Raw genomic sequence first — 12,530 nt, forward strand, 5'->3', positions numbered from 1 at the left:
AAATTATATAATTTTATCATATATTTAAATATATAATAAAATTAGTATGTATTTTATGGAGGAAGCTATTGTGGGAAAGAAAACATTTAGGTGTAATACATTTTATTTACCAATAATATTAACTTTGTCAGTGATATTACTACTTATTTGTGCTTCAAGAGCAGATAATAATTCAAATTTTAAAAGTAATCTCACTCCTGTTTCATTTATTGGAGAGTATCAAATACCTAAATCAATGGAATTTAAACCTTTTATTGATGTAGACTCACTTAAGAGTATAAGAAAAGAGTCTATTTATTTACGTGGTCATTTTAGTAGAGATATTCCAGTAGGGCAAACTCTTTTATTACATATCAGTCACTTGAACGTTAATATTCGTGTATCCGATAAGGAAGTATTTTCTACTGATAGAATAAATTTAAGTAATACACTGACTAGGTCTACAGGGCATCTGTGGACAGGATTCAAATCAAGTGGCATATCAACCAATGACTTAGTAGAAATAACCATACAACGAGTGTACTCTAGTGGTAGAGCATTACAATTAGTATGTTTTTTTGATGAAATGCAGATTGGTTCTAAAGGAGACTTAATTGTTAGCGTGCTTCATGAAAACAAGCTTGGTCTTATGTTCACTATGTTAACAATATCTTTTGGACTATTTGGTTTAATTGCAAGTATTATTTTATTTTTTTTGAAAAGTGACCTAACACGTCAGATTTTTTTATTATCATGGTTTGCTATAGCTGGAGGAATTTGGTGTCTAGCAGATTTTAATGTGCTAACCTTTATCATTCAATCTCCAACTCTGGTTAGTATTTTGGAGTTACTGACACAATTTTTTCTTCCTACTTTCTACATTCTCTATCTAGCTACTTACTTAACTGGATGGAGATTGAAAGTTATAAATATAGGTGCATATGGGCTAATGACTAGCATATTACTTTGTGTTATTCTCCAAGTATTACGAATATATGATTTACATGAATTCCTTATAGTGCAAAATATGATTTGTATTTTAATTGTACTACTTGGTATAGGATGTCTAGTTATAGAAATTGTATTACATAGAGATATTGATGCCAAAATAGCACTGTTTGAATACTTACCAGTAGTTATTGGTGGTATTATGGAAATAGTAAACTATTATACTATATATATTCAAGATTTACCTTTTTTTTGTGTAGGTTTTTTAACTACTATTGTATTTCAAATTGGACATATTATGTTTTCTATAAAAAGAAAAGAGAAACTTCAAAAGAAATTGGAGAATGAATTGATGGAAAATCGGATTTCTATAATGCTTAGTCAAATACAACCACATTTTTTGTATAATGCACTTAATACTATTCAGTATTTGTGTAAACATGATTCTAATAGGGCATGTGAAGCAATAGAGAAATTTTCTTCTTATCTCCGTGGAAATATGGATTCTCTTACACAAAAAAAATTAATTCCATTTGATAAGGAATTATCTCATTTAAAAAATTATTTATGTATAGAGTTATTACGTTTTGGAGAGCGTATAAAAATTAAGTATGAACTCCTTGCTACAGATTTTTCTATTCCTGTTCTCACCATACAACCAATTGTTGAAAATGCAATACGACATGGCATTACAAAGAAGAAAGAAGGAGGAACAATCGTAGTATCAACTTTAAAAGATAAAGAAAATATTTATATTATTATAAAAGATGATGGGGTAGGATTTAAAGCACTCGAAAAAATGAATGATGGAAAAAGTCATGTTGGGATTAAAAATGTAAAAAGGCGATTAAAGACACAGTGTAATGGAAGTTTAACTATAGAAAGTTGTATAGGAAAAGGGACAATAGTGACAATAATCATACCTATTGGAAAGGAGTCAATTTATGAATATAATTGTTGTAGATGATGAGCCAATTGCTCTTAAGAATATGAATGAAAAGTTGGAAAATATTTCTGGGATTGAAGGAATTACTCTTTTTGATGAACCTCAATCTGCATTAGATTACTTAAAAGAACATCATGTAGATATTGCATTTCTTGATATTGAGATGTATGGCATGAATGGGTTAGAGTTTGCACTACTAGCTAAAGATATTTTGCCAAATATAAATATTATATTTGTAACTGGTTACTCAGAATATGCAGTAGATGCTTTTTCAATACATGCTAGTGGCTATCTTCTTAAGCCTGTAACAGTAGAAAGAATAAAGAAAGAAATAGAAAATTTACGTACACCCATTACTTTGAAATCAAAAAATAGTGTTTTTATTCATACATTTGGCAATTTTGAGGTATTTGTAGATAAAAAACCCTTAATATTTACTAGAGCAAAATCAAAAGAATTACTTGCTTATTTAGTAGATAGAAAAGGAGCAAGTGCAACTATAGCTGAAATAGCAGCAGTACTTTGGGAAGATAAGGAATATAACCGCTCGTTACAAAATCAAACACAAACAGTAATATCAAATATGATGAAAACTATGAAAGATGCAAAGATTGAACATATAATAATTAAAAAATGGAATAGTATAGCAGTAGATATTACAGAATTTGAATGCGATTATTACAATATGTTGAGATGGGATATGATGGCAGTTAATACATATGCTGGAGAGTATATGACAAATTATAGTTGGGCAGAACTGACTACAGGAATGTTATATCAAAAAACTTTTAATCAGTGTTATTGTGAAAGATAAATAATTTATTGTGAAAAAATATAAATCTTTTTAGAATTTTAATTTTAATGATGTGCTTTAGATGTGCTTTATCTATTATATTAATATATATTGATAATAAAACTCATATAATTCATTTATATTAGTAGAATGATTTGAGTGTTTTAACATATATTTTTAGATGATGTATCTGTATATTACTGTTGTTTTAGAAAAAGTAATAGATTAATATAAAAAATTTAAAGTTTTAAAGAGTTTACTACTTGAAATAATTATATTTAAAGAAGGTGAAAATACAATGAAGCCAAAATGAGGGTTAAAGAGGGAAGATATTATGAAAAAAAATACACTTTTACATACAAATGCTATTGTTTGTATTATTATTACTCTTGGTTTTGTAGCTACTTCTGTAATTGGCTACCAATCTAATACCAATATTTTTAAAAATGATATTGAGCATGTATCTACATTGGCCGCTGAAGGTATTTATTATCAGATAGATAAACTCCTTTCAGAACCTATAAATGTATCTCTTACCATGGCAAATGATAGCTTACTGAAAAACTTTTTAGATGGAGAGAAAGAACATATAAATGATGAGGAATTTATTTATAAGTTACAAGATTACTTAAATGCATACAGAAATAAATACTCATATGATTCTGTTTTTCTAGTATCAACCAAAACGAATAATTATTATCATTTTAATGGGCTTGATAGAAATCTTAGTGTTAAGAATTCAGAAAATCAATGGTATTATAATTTCTTAAAGAATAATGATGAATATTCATTAAATGTTGATAATGATGAAGCAAGTAATAACAGTATTACAGTATTTGTAAACTGTAAGATAAAAGATGATGATGGGTCAACTATGGGAATTATAGGCGTTGGATTAAAGGTTAATTCATTACAAAGCTTGCTTAAAGAATATGATGACAAATTTGATGTTGTAGCATGTTTAATTGATGATAAAGGCGTTGTACAATTAACATCAGACAAAACTGGTTATGAGCATATAAATTTCTTTGAAAATTCTAGTAGTGATTTATCTGATTCAAAAAACTTAATATTAAACAATAAAAAAGAGCAAAGGAGTTTTTGGCATTCATCTGCAAAATCAAAAACTTACATTGTATATCAATATATACCCAGTTTAAAATGGCACCTTGTTTTAGAAAATGATTTGACTATAATGAGTAAGCAACTTCAAACACAATTTCTAAAAGGAATTGCAGTTATAATTTTGATTATAATATTTGTGCTTTTTACAATTACACGTGTCCTTAAGAAGTATAAAAGTCAAATTATGAAGCTTAGTGTTTCACAGAAATTAGAATATCAAAAGATGCTAAGTCAATCTACTGACGAACTTTATGAAAATATTTTTGAGATTGATGTTACTAATAATAGAGCTGGCTGTGAAGATTCAAATAGATATTTTCATGAGTTTGGTTTAGGGCTTGATACACCATATGATGAAGCACTACATACAATTGCTAAAGAACAAATCAAAGAAGAGTATGCACAGGATTACTTAGATACATTCTTACCAGAAAATGTTATTAAGTGTTATAATAGCGGAATTAATAATATGAGCTATGATTTTTTAATTAAGACCGATGAGAAAAATTATCACTGGATTAGAATTAATGCACGAATTTTCTTTTGGACATCAGATGAATCTGTTCGTATGATATCTTATCGTAAAAATATAGACGAAGAGAAAAATAGAGAATTGTTGCTCCTTGAACGTTCACAACGCGATTCTCTTACTGGACTTTACAATAAGGGTGTAATAGAAGAATTTATTAGCTCATTTTTAGAAAACAAAAATAATCAAGATTCAGAACATGTTTTTCTAATATTTGATATTGATGATTTTAAAAATGTAAATGATAAATATGGCCATGCATTTGGAGATTTTGTTATAAGTGAGTTTGCATTGGAATTGAAATCTCAATTTCGTGAGGATGATATTGTAGGTCGTATTGGTGGAGATGAGTTTGTAGTATTGATAAAAAACTTTAGCACTAATAACTATGTACTTATAGAGAAATTAGAGCGTTTTTGCTCTAAAATTAATCAAAAAAGATTTGCTGGGCACATGGATTTTTCTATTACATGTAGTATTGGTGTAGCAATGTATCCTGAACATGGTTATGTATATTCTGAGTTATATGAAAAAGCAGACCAAGCACTTTATTATGCAAAAAGTCATGGGAAAAATTCTTATCATGTATTTTCAGATGATTCTATTGATAGTATGTCATTTCACATAGACCCTAGAGATGTAAAGGTATTATTAGAAATGGCTACTGATGGTGTTGTCAAATTTGCATGCATGGAAAATTTAAAATTACTTTATTTTAATCAAAAGATGCTTGAATTCACTGGATATTCTGCACAATCTGTTTCATCTAAAGACTTTAATGTTCTTTCACCAGTATTACAAGATGATTTGCAAATAGTAATCGATACATTGGAAGAAGCAATTTCTAAAAGAGAAACTTTTGAAGTAGTTTTCCGTTTTTGCCATACAGATGGTCATATTTTTCCTGTAAGAATGCAAGGTAAGTTTGTGAACGAGTTATATCAAAATCGTTATCCTGTTTTTTATGCGATTTATACAGATATATCAAGTCCTAATCTTATATCAGAAGATAAAAATTGAATATCACAGTAAAATATAAAATTTAATATAATAGTAGCCATATGTAACTACTATAAATAAAACCTGCTAATAAAATAGATTGTTTTTTAGCAGGTTCTTAAATTTTTTATGCTAAACTTCTGTGTTTATAGACGATAAAATTCGCTATTTTAAAAATTTTACCTATTATTTTAAAAATTAATCATGAAATTTATCAATTTGTTATTTACAAAAAATATTTTATAACAATAAATATTTATATTTATTGTAGATTTTCTTTAATAGTTTTGTATTTATTTGTATTTATTTTGAATTTATTTACTAAATTTGCCTATAAAAAGTATATATAAAAATATAGTTCAAAATGGTATAATTAAGTATAACAGAAGGAGGTAATGTAAGTGAGCCAATACATAAATATAAACTCTCAGTTAGACGCCCTAAAATTGAAGGAATTCGAGAAACTATTTTACGAAGATATCAATGAGGACGTTAAAGTAGTGCCAAAAGTTACTCCTTTTAAAGGAATAAATACTGATTTGTTGTATGTTAAAGATGGAAAAATTTTATTTATAAAATTTATGGATACAACAGAAGATATATTTTTTATTTTGGAAGAAGAGTTACTTGAAGTTATGAATGAGGAATATGAGCTTTTGAAACTAAAAATGGGACAAAAGAATAGAAATATAAGCTATAATTACGTTTACATTATGCCATATGTTGAAGTAGAAGAAGCATATGAGTTTGGAGAATTTGTTAATAATAATATAATAGATAAAAATAAGCTTCAGGATATAATGAATAAAAGTTCACTAGAGGAATATCTTAGTGAAAAAAATGATGAAATAAATTTAAATTTATTTTTATTAGATATATGTTCAGAGTACTATATAATAAATGATAAACTACATCTAAATGAAAAATTTAAAAAGATTTCTTTCTATAATGATGACTATAAGTATACAGCAACTATGATGGAAGAGGTTCAAATTAAAGATGCTATTTCTATTAAATACGGGAATACACTTATTGAAGGTGGTTCCGGTATAGGAAAGACAGCAATTATGCTTTCAAGAGCTATAAAACTAGCGAAAGTATATCCACATCATAAATTAATCATATTTACACATACAAAGCAATTATGCAATGAGCTTCGAGAAAGAATAGAGCTATTGTATAAAGATAATAATAATTTAGAAGTCCATACATTTAGTTCTTTTATATTTAAACTCGCTAAAAAATACAACCTAATTGTAGACTATAACATGTTAAAAAATGATTATGAAAAAACTTTTAATAATCTAGTAAAACAAGCACAGAACATTATAAAAAATAAAAATATGTTCAAAGCTATTTTTGTTGATGAAGCAGAAAGCTTTTTAGATTATGAGATAGATTTTATAAGAGAGTTTTTATATAAAACAAAATTTATATTTAATGTATGTTCTTGTAATTCTTTGAATATCTCTAATAGATTAAATATATTTAAAACCTTATATAACAGTATAGAGTTTGATGATAAGATTATTCTAAGTAAAAATTATAGACAAGCCAAAGAGATTGTCGATTTTACGAATAAATTTTCAAATAATTCTAACTCATATATTAATGAATTAAGGCCAAATACAAAGTTTAATACTTTTTTTAATACTGAAGCACTTAGAAGTGGTAATAAGTCTGTTGATATAATAAAGGTAAGTGACCTTGATGACCAAATAAGTTCTGTAATATGGGAAATTGAGTACTTAATAAGTAAAAAAGGTCTTGATTATTCTGAAGTTGCTATTGTATATCCTTACAATAAGAAAAAATTAAAAAGTGGAAAAACTATTTACTTCCAATACATGCTAAAAAAAGCATTGGAAGAAGCAAAAATTCCTTATATATGTGCAGAAGATAACCTAACAAATATAAGTAAGAAGGTAGGAACTACAATAGCAAATATATATTCTATAAAGAATTTAGAATATAAAGCAGTGATAATATGTGAGTTAGAAATGTTATATAATCAAACTATAAATGATACAGAGCAAGATTACCAAGTAAATGACTTTGTAGGAGATTTGAATAAGGTTTATTTAGCTATGAGTAGAGCAACTGATTATTTAAGCATAGTAACGACTTTTAATGAAGATGCAAGTGATATAATAAGAATTATCACAGAATCAAAAGAGAGCTAGTAAAAGAATGTATTTTTTATATAAGTAAATTAAAAGAGACTGAGATGTGTAAAATGAATTTTACCAATCCAGTCTCTTATTTTTCTAATCTACTTTTCCAATATTATCAAAAGGTAATAGTCTTACCATAACCTTACCAAGAATTTCATCCTCATCAACCATACCTACATCAGGAAATCTACTGTCATTACTGTTTTCTCTATTATCTCCCATTGCAAATAGCTTACCTTTTGGAACAACTGTATCTATATCTCCAGAAGTATAATTATTGTGTATATATGGTTCATTTAATAATTTTCCATTTACATATACCTTGGAGTTTGATATTTTTATACTGTCACCTTCAGTAGCTATAACTCTTTTTATTAAGTCTTTTTTCTTTCCTGTATCTCCATCAACTAAATTTGTTTTAAAAACAACAATATCACCTTTCTCAGGTTTACCAACCTTGTAAGATATTCTATTTAAGATTAGATAGTCTTTATCGTCTAAAGTGGGATACATTGATTCTCCACTGACGATAGAAGGTCTTATAAATTGTAGAATTACAAATGCAAGTACAATAGCCATAGCTATTGACTTAGCCCAATCAAATATTTCTTTTTTAACACTCATAACTTTTCTCCTTATCATTTGTCTTTAAATTAGAATAAATTAGAATAGAAAGAAATAAGCAAGAACAATTATACCCAAGACTATTCTATAATAACCAAATACTTTGAAGTCATGTTTTTTGATATAGTCCATAAAAAATTTAATAACTACAATTGAAACAATAAATGCTACTATAGAACCAACACCTAAAATAAGCCATTCAAATCCACTAAATCCAAAGCCAGCTTTTAGAAGCTTCAATGCACTAGCTCCAAGCATTGTAGGGATAGCTAAGAAGAATGAAAATTCTGCTGCTACATATCTAGAAGCACCAAGCAACACTGCACCTATTATAGTTGAACCAGATCTAGATGTACCTGGTATAAGAGCTAGACATTGGAATAATCCTATATAAAGTGCTAACTTATATGTAACTTGCGAAAAATCCTTATACTTAGGTCTTTTATTTCTCTTTTCAAGCCCTATCATTATTATACCATACACAATAAGAGCAATAGCAACTACTGTTGAGTTGAAGAATAATCTATCTATATCGTCTTCAAACAGTATTCCAATAACTCCAGATGGTATAACTGCAATTATAACCTTAAGCCATAAGCGAACTGTTTCTTTTTTCTGTTTAATATTCTTTGAGCTATCAAAAGGGTTTAACTTTTTAAAAAATATAACAAGTACAGCTAATATTGAACCAAATTGAATTACAACCAAAAATGTATTTATAAATGTATCTGAAAAATTCAATTTTATAAACTCATTAACTAATATCATATGTCCTGTACTACTTACTGGCAGCCATTCTGTGATTCCTTGAATTATACCTAAAATGACTGCCTTAAAAACTTCAAGCAAACTAAATGTTTCCAAACCAAAATACCTCCAATACAAATTTATAGTAGCATATTTTATTCAGATTTTAACAAAAAAATGCCACCTTTTACTAACTTATAATACCATAGTACTGTGTAGTGCACAATGGAAGATTGATATTTTCATAAAACCTTCATAATTTAACAAAGTGAAGTTAAAACCTATCTATTGAATAAGGGGTATATTTGAAGGGGAAATATATGGTATAGTAAAAGTATAACCATTTTATTTTATGAGAAGGAAAGGAGTTATTATGTATAGCACAAAAATACTAGATGATTATGAGTACGAAACCTTTAATGTTTTTTCTACAAAATTAAACCCAAACACAAAACACGATTATTTATCAAAGGTTATACTGTTTAAAGAGTTCTTAAAAGGGAAAGAATTGATTTATGTTACAAAAGAAGATTGTAAAAATTTTGTAGACTATATACAGACAAAATATGCAAAATCAACTTGTGAAAAGATATATAGTTATTTACATAGTTTTTATAACTTCTTAAAGAAAGAGGGATACATAGATATAAATCAATTTAGATATGTAGAGAAACCAACAGTAACAAGAATAAAAACAAAAGATGATGTCCTAAGCATACAAGAAATAAATAAGCTTATAGGTATTTTACCAAAATTAAATATAAGAGATAGGGTAATAATAGTCTGTCTAGTTACTACTGGGTGTTTATTAAATGAATTAGTTAGCTTGAAGTGGAAAGACCTTATGGTAGATGAAAACGATAACTCGTACGTGAGACTAGGTAAAGGAAGAAAAGAGAGAGTAGTTAAGTTACATCCATACTTCTTTAAACTTTTAGAAGACTATAGGAATTATTCTGGACTTCCAGAGGTAATAATACCTAGTGATGACTTTATTTTTACAACTCAAAAGAGTAATTCTATAACGGATAGAAATGTCAGACTTATAGTCAAAAAAGCTTTAGATTTAGCAGGGCTTTCTCAATATTCAGCAAGAGACTTTAGACATTCATTTGCAGCAATAAGTTTAAGACTTGGGGCGGATGAGAGTGATGTAAAAAATCAACTTGGTTGGAGTGACAAATACTATGCAATTAGATATAAATATGTATTAAACTTTGTTGATAGTGAGATAGTGGATTACTTAATTGAAAAAGATAATTTAGACATAAATAAAAAATAGTAATAAATAAAAAATATTATATGTAAATATGAACGAAAAATAAAAAAGTCTTGTTATAGTTCGTAAAATTATATATAATTATTTATGTACTAATATGTACACACTAATTACATGACAAAAGATTTAAGGAAGGTGCTAATATAATGATAGATAATAAATACACTACGTATTCAAATCCACTTACAGACAGATATTGTAGCAAGGATATGAGTTATATATTTTCTCCACAATTTAAATTTTCTACATGGAGAAGATTATGGGTTGCTCTTGCAGAAGGTGAGCATGAGTTAGGAATAAATATAACTGAAGAACAATTAGATGAGCTAAGAGCTAATATAGATAATATAAATTTTGATGAAGCTAGAAAAATAGAAAAAGAAGTAAGACATGATGTAATGTCTCATGTAAAAGCGTATGGTTTACAATGTGAAAAGGCAAAAGGAATAATACATTTAGGAGCGACATCTGCATATGTTGGAGACAATACAGATGTTATACAAATGAATGAAGCGTTAAAACTTCTAAGAGTAAAACTTGTCAACTTAATAAACAATTTAAAAGAATTTGCACTTAAGTATAAGGACATGCCAGCTCTTGGATTTACACATTTTCAAGCAGCACAGCTTACAACAGTAGGTAAAAGAGCTTGTTTATGGGCTCAAGACTTAATACTTGATTTGGAAGATTTGAACTATAGAATTGATAATATGAAATTAAGAGGAGTTAAAGGAACTACTGGTACTCAAGCAAGTTTTTTAAGCTTATTTGAAGGAGACCATGAAAAAGTAAAAGAGTTAGATAAGAAAATCTGTAAAAAGATGGGATATAATTCTTCTTATGCAGTAAGTGGGCAAACATATACTAGAAAATTAGACTATCAAGTGATAAGTATATTGTCAGGAATAGCTCAAAGTATGCATAAGATGACTAATGATATAAGACTTTTACAAAGTTTAAAAGAATTAGAAGAGCCATTTGAAAAAAATCAAATAGGTTCATCAGCAATGGCTTATAAGAGAAATCCAATGAGAAGTGAGAGAATAGCATCTTTATCTAAATATATAATTTCTGAGTCTTTAAGCCCTGCAATGGTACAAGCTACTCAATGGCTAGAGAGAACATTAGATGATTCAGCTAATAAGAGATTAGCTATACCTCAAGCCTTTATGGCAGCAGATGCAATACTTGAGATAGGTATAAATGTAACTGATGGTTTAGTAGTATACGAGAATATGATAAATAAACGCGTAAATGAGGAACTTCCTTTTATGGCTACAGAAACAATACTTATGGAAGCTGTAAAAAGAGGTGGAGATAGACAGGAATTACATGAGATAATAAGAGAATATTCTATGAAAGCTGCATATAGGGTTAAACATGAAGGTAAGGATAATAATCTAATTGAGCTTATAATTAATGATGATTCATTTAAAATGAGCAAAGAAGAAATATTGTCTATAATGGACCCCAAAAACTTTATAGGTAGAGCACCAGAGCAGGTTGTAGAGTTTGCAAACGAAGTTATAGAACCAGCTATAAAAGATTATAAAGAAGATTTAGGAAAAATAGATGTAGATTTGAGAGTATAGAAGTATACAGATAAAATATAATTAAAAATGGCTATCTTATTTATAAATAAGATAGCCATTTTAATGGGCTAGCGTCTGCTCTCCATCGCTATGAAGAGTTCTTCCTTATTTACTATACCATGAATTAAAGAAAATAGCTATATAAATAGTGTTTAATAAGAATAATATAAATAAAAATAAACAAAATAATAAGATTACTAATTAAATTTAAACATTCAGCAAAAACTATTGTACTTGCAATATTTTTAATGTAAACTGAAATAAAGTTATTTAGATAATTTAATAAATTTTAAAACAACCGAGGTGATTGTATGAACTACGTAGTAAAAGATACCATAAGCTTTCTAGTAAAAACATTTCCTAAGATTTATTCGAGCCTATACTTAGAAGACCTAAAAAAATTTGCACCAGACTATAATGTAAATAAAACACAATTAAGAGCATTAGTATTTATAAAAAACTATGGAGTAATAAGCATGACTGATTTATGCTCTAAGTTAAATATAGAAAAAGGCAGTTTAACTAGTATGGTTGATGATTTAACTGATAAGAAATATGTAACAAGAGAAAGAGACTTAGTTGATAGAAGAAAGTATCTAATTGATATTACTGAAGAAGGAGGCAAGATAGCTTCTGATTTTATGGATAAATTGAGTGATGGTCTAGGAGAAAAGCTTTCTAAATTGACTGAAGAAGATAGAAAAAAGTATTTAGAGGCAATAAATACTCTTCAATATATATTAAATAAAGAAGAATTTAAATAGAAAAAATATCCCCTTTTCAAATAATATATGA

9 protein-coding genes are annotated in these 12,530 nt (G+C 27.5%); 7 read left to right on the forward strand and 2 right to left on the reverse strand.

All coding sequences use genetic code 11. From position 1 onward, the window contains the following. Positions 1–70 precede the first annotated feature (70 nt). The 4 genes from ACTG44_RS06910 to ACTG44_RS06925 all read left to right on the forward strand — a co-directional run bounded on the left by ACTG44_RS06910 (position 71) and on the right by ACTG44_RS06925 (position 7,502). On the forward strand, positions 71–1,894 hold the full coding sequence (locus tag ACTG44_RS06910) for a sensor histidine kinase (protein ID WP_479921496.1): 1,824 nt from the start codon (positions 71–73) through the stop codon (positions 1,892–1,894). Further along, positions 1,872–2,687 (forward strand): response regulator, encoded by an 816-nt coding sequence (locus tag ACTG44_RS06915; RefSeq protein ID WP_021384108.1) that lies wholly within the window; start codon positions 1,872–1,874, stop codon positions 2,685–2,687. The genes ACTG44_RS06910 and ACTG44_RS06915 overlap by 23 nt, the downstream gene beginning before the upstream one ends. A 313-nt stretch (positions 2,688–3,000) precedes the next feature. Beyond that, positions 3,001–5,340, forward strand: a complete 2,340-nt coding sequence (locus tag ACTG44_RS06920) for a sensor domain-containing diguanylate cyclase (protein WP_479921497.1) — start codon at positions 3,001–3,003, stop codon at positions 5,338–5,340. 380 nt (positions 5,341–5,720) lie between these two features. After that, positions 5,721–7,502, forward strand: coding sequence for a UvrD-helicase domain-containing protein (locus tag ACTG44_RS06925; protein WP_479921498.1), 1,782 nt, complete (start codon positions 5,721–5,723; stop codon positions 7,500–7,502). Positions 7,503–7,586: 84 nt separating this feature from the next. Here the strand turns inward: ACTG44_RS06925 and lepB are convergent, their stop codons facing one another. Further along, positions 7,587–8,117, reverse strand: coding sequence for a signal peptidase I (gene lepB, locus ACTG44_RS06930; protein ID WP_021384074.1), 531 nt, complete (start codon positions 8,115–8,117; stop codon positions 7,587–7,589). A gap of 39 nt (positions 8,118–8,156) precedes the next feature. Then, complete coding sequence (locus ACTG44_RS06935; protein ID WP_479921499.1) at positions 8,157–8,981, reverse strand: undecaprenyl-diphosphate phosphatase; 825 nt, start codon at positions 8,979–8,981, stop codon at positions 8,157–8,159. Positions 8,982–9,237: 256 nt separating this feature from the next. Between ACTG44_RS06935 and ACTG44_RS06940 the strand changes: the two genes are divergently transcribed. From ACTG44_RS06940 to ACTG44_RS06950, 3 genes are all read left to right on the forward strand, one after another. Beyond that, positions 9,238–10,146 carry a tyrosine-type recombinase/integrase gene (locus ACTG44_RS06940; protein ID WP_479918423.1) on the forward strand — a complete coding sequence of 303 codons (909 nt, stop codon included), beginning with the start codon at positions 9,238–9,240 and terminating at the stop codon, positions 10,144–10,146. 143 nt (positions 10,147–10,289) lie between these two features. After that, positions 10,290–11,735 (forward strand): adenylosuccinate lyase, encoded by a 1,446-nt coding sequence (gene purB, locus ACTG44_RS06945; protein ID WP_021384089.1) that lies wholly within the window; start codon positions 10,290–10,292, stop codon positions 11,733–11,735. Positions 11,736–12,046: 311 nt separating this feature from the next. Beyond that, positions 12,047–12,499 carry a MarR family winged helix-turn-helix transcriptional regulator gene (locus ACTG44_RS06950; protein ID WP_021384084.1) on the forward strand — a complete coding sequence of 151 codons (453 nt, stop codon included), beginning with the start codon at positions 12,047–12,049 and terminating at the stop codon, positions 12,497–12,499. Positions 12,500–12,530: the final 31 nt, after the last annotated feature.

Source organism: Clostridioides sp. LIBA-2809 (assembly GCF_056688965.1).

What these genes read in the sequence shown, in the direction of transcription:
- ACTG44_RS06915 (WP_021384108.1), top strand. Translation starts at nt 1,872, where the DNA reads ATGAATATAATTGTTGTAGATGATGAGCCAATTGCTCTTAAGAATATG.
- ACTG44_RS06940 (WP_479918423.1), top strand. Translation starts at nt 9,238, where the DNA reads ATGTATAGCACAAAAATACTAGATGATTATGAGTACGAAACCTTTAAT.
- ACTG44_RS06950 (WP_021384084.1), top strand. Translation starts at nt 12,047, where the DNA reads ATGAACTACGTAGTAAAAGATACCATAAGCTTTCTAGTAAAAACATTT.
- purB (WP_021384089.1), top strand. Translation starts at nt 10,290, where the DNA reads ATGATAGATAATAAATACACTACGTATTCAAATCCACTTACAGACAGA.
- lepB (WP_021384074.1), bottom strand. Translation starts at nt 8,117, where the DNA reads ATGAGTGTTAAAAAAGAAATATTTGATTGGGCTAAGTCAATAGCTATG.
- ACTG44_RS06920 (WP_479921497.1), top strand. Translation starts at nt 3,001, where the DNA reads ATGAAAAAAAATACACTTTTACATACAAATGCTATTGTTTGTATTATT.